Annotated in this window: 14 protein-coding genes, 1 tRNA gene and 1 rRNA gene; 7 read left to right on the forward strand and 9 right to left on the reverse strand. The window is 53.7% G+C overall.

The window, feature by feature from the left end; genetic code table 11:
* The 3 genes from VV869_RS17285 to VV869_RS17295 all read right to left on the reverse strand — a co-directional run.
* Positions 1-76, reverse strand: a 16S ribosomal RNA gene (locus VV869_RS17285); the annotation flags it as partial.
* Between the two features lie 501 nt (positions 77-577).
* Positions 578-805, reverse strand: coding sequence for a hypothetical protein (locus tag VV869_RS17290; protein ID WP_261600961.1), 228 nt, complete (start codon positions 803-805; stop codon positions 578-580).
* A 100-nt stretch (positions 806-905) separates the two neighbouring features.
* A complete protein-coding gene (locus tag VV869_RS17295; protein WP_337736170.1) occupies positions 906-2345 on the reverse strand; it encodes an aminotransferase-like domain-containing protein in 1440 nt (479 codons plus the stop codon).
* A gap of 578 nt (positions 2346-2923) precedes the next feature.
* On the opposite strand from VV869_RS17295, the gene VV869_RS17300 reads away from it, so the two are divergent.
* The 7 genes from VV869_RS17300 to VV869_RS17330 all read left to right on the forward strand — a co-directional run bounded on the left by VV869_RS17300 (position 2924) and on the right by VV869_RS17330 (position 13809).
* The gene (locus VV869_RS17300) at positions 2924-3745 is read left to right on the forward strand and encodes a hypothetical protein (protein WP_337736171.1); all 822 of its coding nucleotides are present in this window, start codon (positions 2924-2926) and stop codon (positions 3743-3745) included.
* Between the two features lie 27 nt (positions 3746-3772).
* A complete protein-coding gene (locus tag VV869_RS17305) occupies positions 3773-7624 on the forward strand; it encodes a zinc-dependent metalloprotease (protein WP_337736172.1) in 3852 nt (1283 codons plus the stop codon).
* A 182-nt stretch (positions 7625-7806) separates the two neighbouring features.
* The gene (locus VV869_RS17310; RefSeq protein WP_337736173.1) at positions 7807-8826 is read left to right on the forward strand and encodes an ABC transporter permease subunit; all 1020 of its coding nucleotides are present in this window, start codon (positions 7807-7809) and stop codon (positions 8824-8826) included.
* Positions 8827-9873 (forward strand): ABC transporter permease, encoded by a 1047-nt coding sequence (locus VV869_RS17315; RefSeq protein ID WP_261600966.1) that lies wholly within the window; start codon positions 8827-8829, stop codon positions 9871-9873. It abuts the gene before it with no gap.
* Between the two features lie 135 nt (positions 9874-10008).
* Positions 10009-11817: an extracellular solute-binding protein gene (locus VV869_RS17320; RefSeq protein ID WP_337736174.1), complete on the forward strand. Its 1809-nt coding sequence runs from the start codon at positions 10009-10011 to the stop codon at positions 11815-11817.
* A gap of 14 nt (positions 11818-11831) precedes the next feature.
* Entirely contained in the window at positions 11832-12830 is a 999-nt protein-coding gene (locus VV869_RS17325) for an ABC transporter ATP-binding protein (protein ID WP_337736175.1), read from the forward strand.
* Positions 12823-13809: an ABC transporter ATP-binding protein gene (locus VV869_RS17330; RefSeq protein WP_337736176.1), complete on the forward strand. Its 987-nt coding sequence runs from the start codon at positions 12823-12825 to the stop codon at positions 13807-13809. The genes VV869_RS17325 and VV869_RS17330 overlap by 8 nt, the downstream gene beginning before the upstream one ends.
* Before the next feature lie 31 nt (positions 13810-13840).
* Here VV869_RS17330 and VV869_RS17335 read toward each other — a convergent pair whose 3' ends face one another.
* The 6 genes from VV869_RS17335 to VV869_RS17360 form a co-directional block, all read right to left on the reverse strand.
* Positions 13841-14641, reverse strand: coding sequence for a helix-turn-helix domain-containing protein (locus VV869_RS17335; protein WP_337736177.1), 801 nt, complete (start codon positions 14639-14641; stop codon positions 13841-13843).
* A gap of 224 nt (positions 14642-14865) precedes the next feature.
* Positions 14866-14950, reverse strand: a tRNA-Leu gene (locus tag VV869_RS17340).
* Positions 14951-15017: 67 nt separating this feature from the next.
* Complete coding sequence (locus tag VV869_RS17345; RefSeq protein ID WP_337736178.1) at positions 15018-16031, reverse strand: LacI family DNA-binding transcriptional regulator; 1014 nt, start codon at positions 16029-16031, stop codon at positions 15018-15020.
* A 226-nt stretch (positions 16032-16257) separates the two neighbouring features.
* Complete coding sequence (chbG, locus tag VV869_RS17350; RefSeq protein ID WP_337736179.1) at positions 16258-16995, reverse strand: chitin disaccharide deacetylase; 738 nt, start codon at positions 16993-16995, stop codon at positions 16258-16260.
* 58 nt (positions 16996-17053) lie between these two features.
* Complete coding sequence (locus VV869_RS17355) at positions 17054-18367, reverse strand: 6-phospho-beta-glucosidase (protein ID WP_337736261.1); 1314 nt, start codon at positions 18365-18367, stop codon at positions 17054-17056.
* Between the two features lie 12 nt (positions 18368-18379).
* Positions 18380-18688, reverse strand: a complete 309-nt coding sequence (locus VV869_RS17360) for a PTS lactose/cellobiose transporter subunit IIA (protein ID WP_337736262.1) — start codon at positions 18686-18688, stop codon at positions 18380-18382.
* Between the last annotated feature and the right edge of the window lie 17 nt (positions 18689-18705).

Genomic DNA, 18705 nt, shown 5'->3' on the forward strand with positions numbered 1-18705 from the left:
GTCGCTGCCGCTCGACTTGCATGTGTTAGGCCTGCCGCCAGCGTTCAATCTGAGCCATGATCAAACTCTTCAATTAAAGTTTTGGTGTTTCCGAAGAAACGGCTCAGTGATTACTGATTTCTTGTCTCCGCTTTTTAAAAAAGCAGAAGCAAAAATAAATTGACTGTGCCGATATAGCCGAAGCTATGTCGTATTGGTCACTCAGTTCACTGATAAATCTTTTGACTATCATTTCACGAGTGCCCACACAGATTGCATGGTCAAATTGTTAAAGAACATTTCCTCATTCGCTTTTGCTCTGAGGAGGTGCGCGATTCTAAGGATTCAAAGGGAAGTGTCAAACACTTTTTGAAACTTTATGTTTAAGGCTTTCACCATCCCGACTCGCTGCTTGCTTTCTTGCTTTAAGAAGCCGCTCTCCGTGTCGGTGAGGCGGCATTATAGAGAGTTCAAATCGCATGGCAAGCCATTATTTAAAAAAAACATCCCCAACCGCCCCAACCGCTCATAAATAAAACAATACTGAACTTTTAGCTCAACAAACAAACGAATTCGTTGTCTGCTTTTCAACGTCTGCTCAATGTGCGTCGCCGTGTTCATTGGCTTCGTCCTTTGCCGCTGCATAACGAAACGACACCACACCAATGGCAAACAACGCAAAAGGGATCAACGCCGCGGTATATTCAACCCAAAGTTGTTCCGCCAAGCTTTTTGAAAGGATCAAATGACCAAATACCACCAAAGCCGCACAGATGATGGCGACGCCAATTAACTTCACTTGATCACGTTGAGGTTGCACTTTCATCGTTTCTCTCCTGGTTTTAAATAACCCGGTGATCAGAACACAGTCCTGAATGCTCGAAGTAGTACAGTTCTTCAGGAAATAACTTAGTACAGCCCCGCGATCAGTCTTTTTCGCATAATTCCGTTAAGTAAGCCGCCAATTGATATAAAGCCGCTTGATTTTTCTCATCCCAAGGATAGGCGCAATTAATCCGCATACAGTGCTGATAGCGCTGGTCAGCAGAGAACAATGTGCCCGGTGCAATACTGATCTGATACCGATCCAACAAATCTGCGAGAATTTCAGACGTGTTAATCTGTTTCGGCAGAACCACCCACAGGAAATAGCCGCCAGTCGGACGGGTGACCTGAGTCCCGGCCGGAAAACTCTGTTCGACCGCCCCCAGCATTTGTTGCTGCCGCTGCTCCAGGGTCCGTCGTAAGCGACGGAGATGGTTATCATAACCCCCATGTTGAAGGTACTGCGCCAGGGCCAGTTGATTGGGCGCCCCCACCGAAAGCGTGGACATAAACTGAAGCTCTTCAACTTGCCGGGCATAACGCCCCGCCGCGACCCAACCCACACGGAGGCCGGGCGCCAGGCACTTAGAAAATGACGAGCAATGTAAGACCAGTCCCCGATCATCCAACGCCTTCATCGGCATCGGCTTCTCTGTACCAAAATAGAGTTCGGCATACACATCATCTTCAATCACCGGAATATCATTCCTGGCCAGGACCTCATATAAGGCCTGTTGCCGACCCGCCGGGATCGTCGCCCCCAGCGGATTTTGAAACTTGCTCATTAACCAGCAAGCTTTCACATCATTTTCGACAATGGCTTGCTCAAGACCTTCCGGCGACATGCCTTCACGCGGATGTGTCGGGATTTCTACCGCTTTCAGTTTGAATCGTTCAATGGCTTGCAGGGCACCGTAAAACGCCGGCGACTCAATCGCCACACAGTCTCCCGGCTGGGTCACCGCCGCCAGACACAGCCCCAACGACTCCATCGCCCCCGAGGTAATGACGATATCATCCAGTGAAACATCGATCCCGTCTCTTAAGTAACGCTGGGCAATCGAGCGCCGAAGCTCCAGACTTCCCGGTGGCAGGTCGGAGATGGCGCTATGGGCCGGCATGCTTTTAATCGCCTGCCCCAGTAAGCGTCCGATGGTATGAATCGGAAATAGCGACGGATCCGGAAAAGCCGAGCCGAATGGCACCACATCCGGCCGTTTACAGGCCCGCAGCACTTCAAAGACATGCCGGTTGATTCGAATCGAGCGATTCACAACCTGAGGGATCACCTGCTCCGGCTCAGCCAGACGATTAAAATGCGCCGCAACAAAATATCCCGCTTTAGCCTTGGCATAGATCCACCCTTCGGCTTCCAAATGCTCATAAGCCTTCAACACGGTCATGACACTGACAGACTGCGCCTTACTCATCACTCGGACCGAGGGAATACGCTCGCCCGGCAGCCAAATCTTTTCTTTGATTTGCCGCTTCACCTGATCGACGATGCCGCCATAACGGCTATTGGGTACATGCGATGACAAGGAGCCCACTCTCTTATTGATTTTCAGATAGTTAGAATATTAACGGCTGAATCAAAACGGTCAGAGTAAGAAGGCCGGGTTTCTCTGCTAAGTGTGATAGAGGACAGAAAAAGAGGGCAGATCCATCCGCCAATCAGCCCAAGGCTGCGATGTTCCGTTCATGAAATTCCCTGTTTGCCCTGACATCACCCAGTGCGGCATCAGCGTCGAACCGTCCCTTATCCAGCGAAAAGCAGCCACCACGACAATTTTCTGCGGTTCACCAACATCAAACCCCGACATCAAGATGAAATACTAAAAAATAACCGATAAGCAGGGATACCCACTAGATGTAAAATCAGCACGCGATGAACTCCTGATTTTATGATTTTCATAGCATTCTGTGAGGTTGAGCACTCTGCGCCAGGTTTCATTATTCAGTACCCGACGAATTAACTGGTGATACTTTCTCAATAGCGATTTCTTGCTTTAAGCATGTCGATTAGTATTCCTGCTCTAATCATAACTAAAACAATACGATTCTCATGCGGCCATATGGAGTGCCGCAATGCATACACTCACAGGGAATAGAGCAAGTCATGAAGTACAACTTGGCAATCTATGCCATGGTGCCTGCTTTGCTATCGACAGGAATTTATGCGCAAGAGCCAGTTCAACCGTTGCCGCCCACGACAAAACAGTGGGGCGCAACCTTTGGAATGGACTACAGCAGAAATGCCTATGACAGTAACAGTTATCTGGCAGACCGTAATCTCACGGCATCCGCGACCATCACTTATAACCTGAGTCAATCCACCAAATTCTCTGCTCTCATCTCCGGCCGACACAGCTATGACGGTGAGCGGGGAGATTATTGGGATGATATCTGGCTGACTGCGACCCGGAGCAACCTCTGGTCACCGACGGACACCTTGTCGATGTCTGTCGGCGGACGTGTACTGCTCCCGATCTCAGACACCGCTTCGAAAACCGATCTGCAAACTGCGATTCGCGGCGATATTCAATTTTCCCTGACCCTGGATCATCTACTGCCGGGACTGGCGATTCACGACTCCGTTCGGTTGCAGAAAAACTTCCACCGATACACCACCGCTGGTGATCAGCCACTCGAGGAATATCGGCTCAGTAACCTGTTTGCACTCGAGTATGCCGTCGATAAATGGTTCTTCAGCACCAATTTTGTCAGTGCCGAATCCTGGAGCTATCGCGGCACCCGCCATTCGCCCGAGCTGACCCATGCGGCCGAAGTCGGGTATCAAATCACCGACGCCTTTAGTGCCGCGCTCGGCATGACCAATAGTGCGACCTACTACGACCCGGATCGAGGACCGAATCCGCTCAACGATTTGTTTGATCTGGAAAAGCCGACTTACTACATCACGCTGAATTACACCCTGTAATCAAAGAATAAAAAAGGTAAACACAACATGTATAAGAAATTAGCGATTGCAGCCATGGTGAGCATTGCGCTCTATGGCTGTGGTGCCGAAGAGCGGGGTTATGACACATTGCCTCGGGCTTCAGAGCAAATCACCAAAAATTCTCTGGATACCGAATCACTGTGGCTGTATATGCCATCCACCGGTGCAACCCCGCGTTATGCCGCCACTCAGCGTGGTTTCTTCCAGGGCACCCCGAAGCTGGTCAAGCTCCGTTTTGACAAACAAAACGGGATTGTCGCCGAGGAAGTCGACCGCGATACCATCAAGCCCGGCGAGGAAAGCCGCTACGCTGACGTGATCAACCAGGCTCCGGTCTTGAAAATTCCCGGCGTCTTCCAGCAATACCGCTGCGCCGAAGATAATTACGACGAGTGCACCAACAAGGAAGAGCTGAACGAAGACGCCGATCTGAACTGGGAAGAGACCACCCATTTCACTCCGGATTATGCCGGCATTGAATCTTTGGCCGTCGATACCCTGAATGCCTGGTTTACCGCTGACAACGTCGAAGAAACCGCTGATCCCCGCGTGATCCACTGGGAATATGATGCGGCCAACGGCACGATTAATGTCGAGGTGGAGCGCACCTTTACTGCCAGTGTGGATGACTTCTACCAGTTTGGCGATCAGTTCGAAGATTTGTCTTTCAAAACCCGTTTTTTCTACTCTTTGGTGAAATTAGACAAACTGGCCAGCAAAGATTACCAGACCGTCCACTACCCGGACCGGGACTCCATGCGCTTTGGTTTCTTCAAAGATACCAAGAATGAACGCTCCCTGATTGGCGAGAGTGACCGCCAGGGCCACAAGTTCAACCTGCTGAACCGATTCAACCCCAACAAAGCGTCAATCGACTACTACCTGAGCGACAGCTACTTCGAGCCAAAGAACAAGTTCTATCTTGATGTCACGCTTGAAACGATCGCGGAAATCAACACCACCCTGGCCGGGACCGGCGTACCGCCGATCAAGATTGTTAACCCGAGTGATAAAGCAGGGGTGCATACCGGCGACTTGCGCTACAACGTGCTGAACTTAATCACCGACCCGGTCGATAACGGCCTCCTGGGCTATGGCCCGTCGGCAACAAACCCGCTCACAGGGGAAATCGTTCATGCCCATGTCAACCAATATGCCGGGGTGATCCGCTCCACATCGCGTCGGATGTGGAACGAGCTGGCCAAATATTATAACCGCGGTGAAATCGAACGGCCGGATACCTTTGTGCCGCAAACCACTCCGGACCAGAACACATCCGCAACCTCGTCTGCATCCACTGCCGGTTTAACGGGGATGGGTGGCGTCGAAAATCGCCTGACGACCCAACTACTGGCAGAATCTCCGGCATCAACGGAGCCACAGGTTCAATACGAACCTCAGTTTATCAATGGCGCTCCGCGCTGGCTTTCTCCGGACGAGCAAGACCCGAAAAGCTTCAGCAAAGCACTGGCCAACCATCAGCATCAGCTCCATAAAATGGCTGAGCAGAACATGTATGCCGCTGAGTTTATGTGGGTGAGCACCCAGTCAAAAGGGCTAATCAAAGGCATTGACTATCTGGCCGGCAACTATTTCGACAATTCGGGACTCGACCAGAGTGCGCCGGACTATGCCGATCATGCCAACAAAACGCTGAAACGCTGGGATCAACTCAATGCGGACCAGCAACAGAAAGTCAGTGACGCCATCACCGAGCACATGTTCAAGTCAACATTGGTGCATGAGCTGGGCCACAACTTAGGCCTTCGCCACAACTTCATGGGCTCCGTCGACAAAGACAACTTCTACCACCAGGATGAAATTGCCAAATTCGGCTACGACAAAGTGCCGGCCTACAGCTCCATCATGGACTACGGCGCCTCAATTTTCGATGAGCTGCCCATCTACGGTAAATACGATATTGCCGCCCTGACATTTGGCTATAGCCGGAAAGTTGAAGTCAACCAGCCGGGGAATCCGGGCGAGTCGGCAACCACCAAGCAAGTCAGCCTGACACACATTGATGAAACCTTACGTCAGAACCAACAGGCCTACCCGTTGGGCGCGTTGAATCAGGTGCAAACCGAACTGGCATTCGGTGAAAAGATGAAACCTTATATCTTCTGTACCGACGAAAACGTAAAGAGCACAACGACCTGTAACCGCTTCGACGAAGGTACTAATATCCTGGAGGTGACGCGATTCCGGATCCAGAAATACTGGGATAATTACGAGCTGGTCAACCGCCGAGACGGCCGGGATGCGTTTTACGACGGTAAGCTGCAGGAATACACCTTTGGTCGCTGGAATCAGTTTAATGAAATCCGGGAAGTGGTCGAAGACCTCGGTGAAATTGACTATCAATTGGCGCAGTTACGTGGTGCCGAAGACAGTTACGGCCAGAATGTCGCCAACTACTACACCGACAACTGTACCCGCGCCTCAACCCGTAACAATTTGCCACAGGGCGCCCAGATGGTGTGTGACACCTTTGACGCAGCACTGGAAGCGGCAGACTTTTTCGTCAAAGTCATGAGCACGCCCGATCACGTCTGCGAGCTGGAAGTCACGCCTTCCGGCAGTCAGCCGATTTACCGGTTTGTGCCTCTGTCCGACCTCTGGAGCAGCTACGGACCGGGGATCCAGCATAAGACCGAGCTGCCGCGATCGTGTTTTGATCCGGATTTAGTCGCGGCCATGGCAAACGGGTACGATAAAATCACCGTGCTTTCCGAAACCCGGGACGGCCGCTCGCACGCCAATATGCGCGCCAACAACCCTTACCAGACCTCGGCCACAGCCGTCGATCTGCTCGGGATCTGGCCGGACAAACTTCTGGCTGCCCAGATGCTGGTCAAACGCAGTGATCATCAACGCAGCCGCGATAAGTCGAATATGGCCCTGTTGGATGTCTCCGATCCGCGCAGCGGCACCCAGGGCACCCCTCAGAAAGTCCAGTCATACCTCGGCTACCTTGGCTTTGACTACGACCAATACCCGACGCCGATTTTTGTCGACCGCGACGGCAACCGTAAGGCCACCATCACGCCGTACCGGCCGGATCTCAAACGGGCGATTGATGTGCCGCCATATCTGTCGTGGCTGAAGTATTACTTCCAGATGTCGCAAACGACGGTCACCCCGATGTATTCGGCCTTGATCCACAACCTGGTTGCGTTTGGCTACGCCGATGAATACGGCCTGTCCGACAGCTCCAAGTATCTGATCGACGCGATTACCCTCACGCAACCGGGCTACGGGGTCGATACGGAAAATGGCTATGAATTCAGCCTTAAAGCCAGGAACTATGTCGTGACGCGCCGCAACCGACTGGGATTCAACATGGCCGAAAAAGCGCTGTTGATCAACGGCAAGCAGGAGGAGCTGGTGAAACTGGAAAACGCCCATTCCACCACCAAGCAAAACCTGAAAGCAAACGGGATCCGCAACCTGAACGACTTCACCCTGTTTATGCTGCGCGATACCGAAGCGGTCAACCTGCTGCAGACGACACCGTATTTTGAGTCCCTGTTCAGAGGGCCCAAGTTTACCTACGACAAGGCCAATGACTGTTATTCACCGGCATCAAACAGCACCCGCTGTCATAAAAAAGATGACCTGCTGACTGCCTGGAATGCGATCCGCAGTTACAAGGATGAGGATCCGGCGTATCTGGAAATGTTGCTCGCCAGCGCGGATAACTATGCAGCATGGATTGCCGAAGCCATCGAGGCCCGGCCGGAAGAAGCCAAAGTCTACGATATCGACCCGGAAATCATCTGGTTGTGGAGCACCCGAGAATACATCCAGTATCGTTATGCGCTAGAGCAGCTACCGGTCCTTTCGACTTACTACTAAGTCACCCAACCCAGCCGGATATCTCAGATATCCGGCTTTTTGACTCATCTGCGGTACGCAACACACAGAGCCTGATTTCACCTGCAGGGTGGAACCAGCGCACGTCCCCGGATGAAACCGGCCCAGGGTACTCAACACCCGGTTGCCGGAAAGCCTGACGATAGGATGTAAAGGAGTCTGCTTTGCTTGCATATTTTAGCCGACGATTACTACTGATCATTCCCACCTTTATCGGCGTGACCCTGCTGGTCTTCGCCCTGACCCGGTTTGTCCCCGGCGGTCCGGTGGAACGAATGATTGCCCAGATGCAATCCCAATCCATGGAAAGCGGCGGCGGAAACCAACAGGGATCGCAAACGCTGTCTGAGGAGCAGATTGCCGAACTGAACGCCTTCTACGGGTTGGACAAACCGATGTTTGAAGCCTACACCGCATGGCTGGGCAAGCTGATCACCCTGGATCTGGGAGAATCCACCCGCTATTACGAGCCGGTGTGGGACATGATCAAAGAACGCCTGCCCGTCTCCCTGTTCTACGGCCTGCTGACGTTTCTGATCAGCTACCTGGTGTCGATTCCGCTCGGGATCCTCAAAGCCATGAAACACGGCTCCCGGTTTGACCATGTCAGCTCGGTGATGGTGTTTATCGGCTACGCCCTGCCCAACTATGTGGTCGGGGTCTTTCTGCTTTCTTTCTTCGCCTTTCACCTCGACTGGTTCCCGATGGGCGATTTTGTCAGTGATGATTTCGACGACCTGCTGTGGCCGGACAAAATTGCCGATCTGTTCGCGCATGCAGCCCTGCCCCTGCTGTGCTATATCATCGGCGATTTCGCCATTCTCACTATGACGATGAAAAATAACCTGCTGGAAAACCTGGCGGCAGATTATGTCAAAACCGCCATTGCCAAGGGGCTGCCCTTCCGGCAAGCCGTCCGCAAACACGCCCTGCGCAACAGCCTGATCCCGATTGCCAGTCATCTGGGGAACGTAGTTTCGGTCTTCGTTGCCGGCTCGTTTCTGATTGAGGTGGTATTCAATATCGACGGCATCGGCCTGCTGGGGTACGAGTCAATTATCGAGCGGGACTACCCGGTGGTGATGGGGATCCTGGCGATGTCATCCCTGCTGTTGATGCTGGGCAATATCCTCTCGGATCTGTGCGTTGCCTTGGTCGATCCACGGGTTAAATTCGGGAGTTAAATGATGGCGTTCAATCCACTGACCCTAAAAAAAATCAACCGCTTCCGCTCGATCAAACGAAGCTACTATTCTTTTGTACTCCTGACGGCCCTGATCCTGCTCTCCTGTGTCGCTGAGCTACTGGTCAACAGCCGGGCGCTGGTTGTCGCCTATGAAGGCGAACTGTTCTTTCCGACCTACACCGAAGTGAACACTGGAGAAACATTCGGCCTGAACTACGGCTACGAGGCCAATTATCGCGAACTGAAGCAACACTTTGCCGCACAAGGCAAAGGGAACTGGGTTCTAATGCCGGTGGTTCCCTGGAATCCTTACGAACAGGACTTTGACGGGACAAGCTATCCGCCGAATCCGCCGTCGCTGGACCGCCAGCATTATCTTGGTACCGATGAGTCCGGGCGCGATGTTCTGGCCCGGCTGTTCTACGGTTTCCGCATTGCCATCTGGTTCGCCATGCTGACCCTGATCCTGTGTTACACCATCGGCGTGTTGGTGGGGTCGCTGATGGGATACCTCGGCGGTAAATTCGACCTGGTGATGCAGCGCGTGATCGAGGTGTGGTCCATGGTGCCGTTTCTCTACGTCATCATGATCATGGTCTCCATTATCCAGCCCAGCTTTTTCCTGTTTGTCCTGATCAATGTGATGTTCGGCTGGATCAGTATCACCTGGTACATGCGAACCATGACCTACAAAGAAAAAGCCCGGGAATACGTCCTGGCTGCCCGGGCGCAGGGCGCCAGCCTGTGGCGGGTGATCGTCAGGCATATCCTGCCCAATACCATGGTGATGGTGATCACCCTGGCGCCATTCGGCATCGTTGCCAATATCACCACGCTAACGGCACTGGACTATCTCGGGCTGGGCCTGATGCCGCCGACCCCGAGCTGGGGCGATCTGCTGCAACAGGGGAAATCAAATCTGGATGCGTACTGGATCATCGGCTCGGTGGTGTTCGCTATTGTGTCGATCCTGACCATGGTGACCTTCATCGGCGAAGGGATCCGCGAAGCGTTCGATCCGAAGAAATATACCCGGTATGTCTGATACCAAAACCGCATGCGATGGATGGCGACACAGACATTAACCGAGACAAGCATTGGTAAACACTTCCCTTTATCAACACAACGACCGTGCAACGGTTGCAAGGCGCGACCGTTGACAGGTATGGATGGAATGAACATGAGACAATCTTTGATGGCCTTGCTGCTCACAGCCCTGACGGTGCTGTGCCAGAGCGGAGGGCTGGCCACAGAGCTCCCGCCGGGGCTCAAGTGGATATCCAATTCGGATCAGCCACTGTTTGCCGACAGCCGGGCCAAACCGGGCGGCACTTACCGGCTCCATATTTCAAGCTTTCCGCTGACCCTGCGCACCATCGGCCCCGATGCCAACGGCAGCTTTCGCCCCTTCCTGCTTGACGGCAACCCGACGCTGCTTCAGCAACAGCCCAATACCCGGGCGTTTCTGCCGGCAATTGCCAAACAGTGGGCCTTTGGTGACGATCACCAAACCCTTTATTTCCGGCTCGACGAACAGGCCCGCTGGAGCGACGGCGAGCCCATCACCAGCCGGGATTTTGCCTTTGTGTTCGACTACATGAGAAGCGAACATGCCAAGGCACCATGGTACAAGGAGTATTTCACCAACAAAGTGGCGGGGATCACCGTCTATGACCCATACACCTTTGCCCTCCACTCTGCCGATCCACTGGCGGACGATGAGTTGCTCATGCGGTTGAACCTGATGCCCAAACCGGCGCACTTCTATCCGGGCGGGCAACTGCCGAAAGACTTCGTCCGCCGTTACAACTGGAAAGCCGAGCCTGTGACCGGGCCATATTACGTGAGCAAAATCCGCAAAGGCCGGGCGATTCACCTGGAAAAAGTCGACAACTGGTGGGGCTATACCAACCGGTATTACCAGCACCGCTACAACGTCGACAAAATTATTCTCAAGGTGATCCGCGATACCGACATTGCGCTGAAATACTTTGAGCGCGGCAAACTGGACGCTTACAACATGATCTTTCCGTCGCTGTGGCATAACAAAGCCAAAGGGCCGCTCTATGATCAGGGCTACATCCACAAATCCTGGCTTTATAACCAGTCGCCGCAAGGCGCGGCCGGCGTGTGGCTGAATCTGCAAGCGCCTCTGATGGCCAATGACGCGATCCGTCACGGCATCGCCCATGCGCTGAATGTCCCGAAAATGATTGCGGTTGCGCTGCGCGGGGATTATGTCCACCAGCAAAGCTTCGGCTCCGGTTATGGTGACTACGATAACCCGGAGATCCAGGCGAAAGCCTTTGATCCGGCCCAGGCTGCCGAGTATTTCCGGCAAGCCGGGTTCAAGCACCTGGACAGCGACGGCATCCGCATCAACGATCAGGGAGAGCGCCTGAGCATCACCCTGACCTATCTCACCAAAATGCATACGGCACGGGTGGTGGTGCTGAAAGAGGAGGCCAAAAAAGCCGGACTGGAGATTGAACTCAAACTGGTGGATGGTGCCACCGGGTTCAAATCCCTGCTGGAGAAAAAGCATCAGGCGGCATTTCTGGGGATGGGGACGGGCGCCCTGCCGGTGTACTGGCAGTTCTTCCACTCCGCCAATGCCAAGCCGCAGACCAACAACTTTACCAACTACGCCGACCCGGACATGGACCGCCTGATAGAAGCATTTGACACTGAGTTCGATGTCCGCAAAAAAGCCGGGCTCTCGCGCCAAATCCTGCAAAAAATTGCCGATTGCGACTGCGTCATCCCGACCTATGCCGTGCCGTTTTCCCGCGGTGCCCACTGGCGTTATGTCAAATTGCCGCAAGGTCTGGGGACCGAATTGTCTCAGGATATCCTGGATGCCAACCGGATCGAACTCGGTCTGTTCTGGATCGACCTGGATGAGAAAAGGGCCACCAAGCAAGCGTTGGAGGATGAGCACACCTTTGAGCCCGTGACGACGACCGACCGACGATTTATCCAGGGATGAAGGAAGCCACCATCATGTGTGATACAGAAAACAATATCCTGACCATCAAGGATTTAGAAACCACCTTCACCACAGACGAAGGGGATATCAAAGTGCTGGACGGCGTCTCATTCACGGTCGCCCAAGGCAAAACCATCGGGGTGGTCGGTGAATCCGGCTGCGGCAAAAGTGTCACCGCAGCATCGATCATGGGGCTGCTGCCCCGCCCATACGGCCAAGTGACCGGTGGCTCTATCATGTATCAGGGCACTGACCTGGTCAGCATGGCTCCGGCCGATCTCTATCAGACCCGCGGCGCCAAGATCTCAATGATTTTCCAGGATCCGATGACCGCCCTGAACCCGGTCCACACCATCGGTCGCCAGCTCTGTGAAGTGTATGAACTGCACCGGCCGGAATTATTCAAAACCGAGCGCAAGCAAGCAGCCCTGTCGATGCTTGAGCAAGTCGGCATCCCGGCCGCTGCGCAACGCTTCCATGTCTACCCGCATGAGCTTTCCGGCGGGATGCGCCAGCGGGTCATGATTGCCATGGCCCTTGCCTGCAAACCGGATATTCTGATTGCCGATGAGCCGACCACCGCGCTTGATGTGACGGTTCAGGCCCAGATCCTGGCGTTGATGCGCACCATTCAGGCCGAAAACAATATGGCCATCATCTTCATCACCCACGATCTGGGCGTGGTCGCCGAAATGTGTGATGACGTCGTCGTGATGTATGCGGGCCGGGTGGTCGAACGCGCTGATGTGTTCACGCTGTTCGAATCCCCGCAGCATCCCTACACCCAGGGGCTGCTTCGCGCGATCCCCCGCCTTGAAGGCCAACCGAAAACCAAACTGGAAACCATCCCCGGCTCAGTGCCTTCACTGCAGGAAATGCCTTCCGGTTGCCGGTTCCGCAACCGTTGCCATGACCAAAATGAGCGCTGCGGCGAAACCGTCCCGCAGCCGCAGAGCGTCTCCCCGGGGCACGATGTGAGCTGCCTGATGATCAATGAGGTAAATCATGGCTGAAACAATTCTGAAGTTAGTCGATCTGAAACAGCACTATCCGGTCCGCGGCTCGCTGTTTGGGAAAGCCAAATCCGTCTATGCCGTCGATGGCGTGTCTTTCGAAGTCAACGCCGGGGAAACCCTGGGACTGGTCGGCGAATCCGGCTGCGGTAAAAGTTCGGTCGGGCGGACCCTGTTGAAACTGCACGAACCCACGGCCGGGCAGATCATCTACAACGGGCGGGATATCACCGGCCTGAGCGCCTCGGACATGGTTTCCCTGCGCAAAGAGATGCAAATTATCTTTCAGGATCCGATGGAGAGCCTCAACAGCCGCCACACCATCGGGACCATCCTCGCCGAGCCGTTCGAGATCCACGGCATCGGCCTGCCGGATGAGCGGGAAATCTGGGTTCAGGAGTTGCTGCAAAAAGTCGGGCTACCGGCTTCTGCGGCCAGCCGATATCCACATGAATTTTCCGGCGGCCAGCGCCAGCGGATCGGCATCGCCCGGGCTATTGCCCTGAATCCGAAGCTGATTGTCTGTGACGAGGCCGTATCGGCGCTCGATGTGTCGGTCCAGTCGCAAATCATCAATCTCCTGCTGGATCTGCAAAAGCAAATGAACCTGGCCTTGATTTTCATTGCCCACGACCTGTCGGTGGTGCGACATATCTCAGACCGGATTGCTGTGATGTATCTGGGGCGTATCGTCGAAATCAGCGATACCGAAACGCTGTTCCGTCATCCGCAACACCCTTATACCCAAGCACTCATCGCCGCGATCCCAATCCCGGATCCGCGCCAACGGGGCAAACGCGTCATGTTGCAAGGGGATGTGCCGTCACCAATGAACCCACCGCCCGGCTGCCATTTTGCTTCCCGGTGTACGCACGCCACCATACACTGTACCCAAAGCTACCCGGCACTCACGGAGTCGGCCCCGGCTGAAAACGGCACCCGGCATTTCGTGGCCTGCCACCTGGCCAAGCCCGCCTGAACCACGGAGAAGCCAACGACGCCGGGGGCCTTCACGTCCCCAGCGCTTCACACCGATCAATCGCAGTTTTCACGTCCTGAAGAAACGAATGGGGCAATGAGCCGATCCCTTCAGAGAACACCAACGGTTGGTGCTGGGTGACAAATAGCAGGACATTGCGCAGCAGATCCGCCTCCGTCTCACTGTTTTGCATATTTTCACTGTGGTACTTAAGGATCTCTTTGGCCAGCATTTGGTTCAGCTCTCCAAGCTGCGCCTCGGTTAAATACATTCGGGAGAACCCGACTCGGACACAATCCGGATTATCCAGGGCCTGCTCTTTGAGGATCGTCTTGTACTTGTGACTCAACTTGGAATTTTCGGAAAAGCGGTAGTAAAACGGCCCTACCAGCTGGATCTTGTTGTCTTCGGCCAGTTTCACCAGACCCAGCATTTCCAGAGCACGCAGGTAGCCGTAAGTCGAAGATTTGTTCAGACCATACTTCTTACGCATGTACGTATAGCTGTCCTGTTGCCGCAGGTGTCGCAACTCGCGATAAAAATCATATAGCTGGGGAAACTGGTAAAAAATTTCATCCTGGGTATGGCTGAAAAAACTGTCGTTATCATGCTGCAGCTTGATCGCCAGTTTCTGCAACTCGTCCAGGGTCGTTCCTACTTCCATGCAATAATCGAGCAACTTCTCCAGAGTAATATTCGGGCTGTACAAGTGACGCTTGAAGGTCGACAAGGGCACCCCGAGCCGTTCGGCCAGCTCTTTATAGGTGAGCCCCTTGGCCTTGATGATATTTCTCAGTGCCGCCAGTAGATACTCTGAATTTGCTGCGCGCATAAGACCCCAACTCCTTTATCATTATTTTGTGTGAGTGGCTTGTGATCGGTAAGAGATGTGACACTTTTGGCAGGCGTCGACGCAATTACCCTTCCAATAACCTACTTAATTACAATTGACAGAGTCAATAACACTGAAGATAAAAGCAGAAAAAGACGAAGCGGGAACCCGGAGCCAGAAACAACAAAGCCCCAGCTTTCGCTGAGGCTTTGTTGTTTGGAAAATGGTGCCCGAGGACGGACTTGAACCGTCACTCCCGAAGGAAACGGATTTTGAATCCGTCGTGTATACCAATTTCACCACTCGGGCAATGCAACGTATTATACGCAGCTCGATTTGAGATACAACGCTTCTCCTGTGGAACCGGACTGATTGATTAGAAACCGTCCGCTTTCAGCCTCGAATGGACACTGTCTCGCAATCGAAGCTCTGGCTGAAAATGGCAGCAAGTCGCACTGGGTTGTCCCTGAATTTGACTGATCAGCAACTCAACCGCTGATTGCGCCATTTCACGGATTGGAAAATGCACTTCCGAAATCGGCGGATACAGGCTGGCGCACAAGCCGACACTGTCAAAGCTGATCAAAGACAGCTGCTGGGGAATCGCAACATTATGCTGATGGAAAAACAGTAATGCCCCGAGTGTCATCTCTTCACTACAAGAAAAAACCGCGGTTATTTCCGGACAGGCGCGATAAATGGCCTGAGCTGCCCGATACCCGCTCTCGCGGCTGTAATCCCCCTCTTCAGCCCAGCCCGGATCCTGGATGATCCCGGCTTCCTGTAAGGCTTCAACGTATCCTTGATAGCGCTGAAAACTACTGGCTCGGCTCAAAGATCCGGAGATACAGGCAATTTTCCGGTGGCCTTGCTCGATGAGGCAACGCACCGCCTGTTTGGCAGCCAAGCGGTGGTCAAAGGTAATACAACGGGATTCCAGGCCGGATACCTGCCGATCCAGCAAGACAAACGGAATGGGCTCCTGCGCCAGTTCACGCAGTTCATCATCCGACAGGTAGCGACTGTTCAGGACATACCCGTCACAGCGTAAATGATGAAACCGCCGGATCGCCTCCCGCTCCCCCTCAGCAGACAGGTGCCCCTGCGCGGTGATCAGGAACTTACCGTGTTTATCCAACTCGGACTGAACCTGCTCCATCATCTCCCCGAAGAACCCACCGGTGTAATAGGTGACCAGGAGCCCAGCCATATTGGAGGAAGCGGTCGCCAAAGAGCGAGCGATGGCACTGGGGCGGTAGTTGAGCTCAGCCATAGCCAACTCAACCTTGCGTTTCGTATCCGCGCGGAACTTACCTTCACCATTGATGATCCGTGAGACGGTGGAGCGGTGCACTCCAGCCAGGGATGCAACATCTTGAATACTTGCCATATAAAGGGCTACCTTGGTCTGCCAACGCCGAAACATTCTCTCAGGGTATGAAAACACTGATTCCCCGACAAAATATCGGTATCGTCATCAATGAGCAACGAAAAAATAGCAGGCTGCCAGGTGATCGCCTAGTGACAGGGGGATAGGCGCTGGCAGCCGCTATTGGACTCGATTTATGGGCGCCCGGAACAACCCGAGGCGACAGGCGCTCCGTTTAAAACAGCGGTCAGCGAGCGAAGATTGAAAAGTCACTGACCCGGATATCCAGGATATCCAGAGCCTCCTTCAGAGCCGGATCGGTAAGAATCGCCAGCTCCTGCGCCCGCTCGACGTGATAGGAGCTGATATCGAGCAATGGCTGATCCACATAGGCCGGATGCGTCATGATTTCCAACACATCGCATTGTCCCTGATACGGTTTGATCAGAGACAGCAAGCGCTCGACACTCAGATCAGGGCCATAAAAATGATGGTCGAACTGATAGCGATATTCACTGCCCGTGCCGTCCAGATAACCCGTCGCCCGAAGCGGCACGGGGTAATCCTGCATCACTTCCGCCACAACCGGAAAAATTTCCGGGTGCGAATGGGCATGGTGGTGACTGTCCACGTGGCTGAGTTTCATGCCGCTGGCTTGAAATGCGTCGAGCTGGGCAATGACTTCGTCAGCGATGTCCCGGCTGGAAAACCCACGTCGATGCCAGAACTGATCAGGGCGATGAAATTGACCATCCTCCCCCACCAGGGATGACGCTGCCGTTAACGGGCGCCCTAAGGTAAAGCGCAAATGCAGTCCCACGTTCAGCGCCGATGTTTGCCGTGCCAGGGCCACAGCCTGAGGCTCCGCCGGCATCCCGACCATCATCGTCGTCGAACGCACCACCCCCTGGCGGCAAGCCTCAACGATTCCCAGATTGACGCCGGGTGTCAGACCATAATCATCTGCATTAAATATTACGTGCATAACCTTTCCAGATAGCTAAGCGGCAAATGCACAGGCCATTTGCCGCTGATACGTCCGCTTACTGATGAAACTGCGGTAGATAATCATGATTGGTTTTGAGGATCTCATCCAAGATCAACTTCGCCTTATGAATATCCGGAACCAGCGGGTTACTCACCAGCGCCATCAATCCTTTGTCATAATCACCATGAACTGCGGCTTCTACGGTCAGCTGCTCATAGGCTTTCACTTGGCTGATCAAGCCCAGAACCTGCGGCCCTAACCGGCCCACTGCAATCGGGCGAGCCCCCCAGCTGCCGACCACGGCGCTACACTCAATCACCACATCATCCGGAAGCGACGGAATAGTGCCGTTATTACGGATATTCACAACATGAATAGACTTCTGATCGTTATAAATCGCATCCACCAGGTTCAGTGAAGCATCCGAGTAATAAGCCCCACCTCGCTTCTCGAGCTGCTCCGGCTTCTCCGCCAGAGACTCATTCTGATAAAGTTCAAACAGTTCCTGCTCCGTCTTCATCACCTGCTCAGCACGGGTGCCTTCCTTCTGAGCCGTGGCTTTCTCCTCGGCCAGCATCACCTCGGTCTGATAGAAGTAGCGGTGATAGGGGCAAGGGATCGCGCCTAGGGCATTCAGGAAGTCCGGGTCCCAAGGCTCTTCACTGATATTTTTCATGCTGTAGCTGGCGCCGTCTCCGACCTTCTTCAGCACTTCCGCCGTAATATCCCGGCCATGTAACCAAGCCCGGTGCGCCCAAACCAAATGATTCAGCCCTGCACATTCCAGCGTCAGCTCATGTGGCTGGCAGTCCATCATCTCGGCAATCATCATTTTCATGGAAACCGGCACATTACATAGCCCGATGGTCTTCACCCGGGTATATTTCTGTACCGCTTCCGTCACCAGACCTGCCGGATTGGTAAAGTTCAGCATCCAGGCATTGGGCGCCAACTCTTCAATATCTTTACAGATGTCCAAAATGACCGGGATGGTCCTGAGTGCCTTGGCAAAACCACCCGGCCCAGTTGTTTCCTGGCCAATCACATCATATTTCAGTGGGATCCGCTCATCATTGGCTCGGGCCTGGAGCCCCCCCACACGAAATTGCGTCATTACGAAATCAGCACCTTGGATCGCAGCCCGGCGATCCATGGACGCAGTCACGGTAATATCCGCCCCTGCTTTGTCCACCATACGCCGAGTCAGTGCCTCAATCACAGCCAGCTTCTCTTTCCCCGCTTCCACATCAACGAAATGCATCTCTTTCACCGGGATCCGATCGAGCCGTTTTAAAACGCCTTCAACCAACTCAGGGGTATAACTACTGCCACCTCCGATAATGGCGAGTTTCAGCGGAGATTTAGTCATCATATGTCCCTATTATTTCGCCAGGTTTTCGTACATACCAACCATCTCGGTCACCAGTTCATGGGCCAGAATCGTGGTCATCAGGTGATCTTGTGCATGCACCATCACCAAGGTCATCGGCACTTTCCCTTCGCCCTGATCGGCTTCAATCAGCAGGGTTTGGGTCAGGTGAGCTTTATTCAGGCATGCTTTTGCTTGCTTCAGTAAATCACGAGCCTGATCCAACTCATGCTTTTTCGCCTTGCCCAACGCTTCGTAACACAGACTGCGCGCTTCACCGGCATTGACGATAATTTCCATTACAACGGCTTCTTGATCCATCATTTCTCTCCTCAAAT

The sequence above is a fragment of the Photobacterium sp. MCCC 1A19761 genome (assembly GCF_037389125.1).
Lineage (GTDB): Bacteria > Pseudomonadota > Gammaproteobacteria > Enterobacterales > Vibrionaceae > Photobacterium.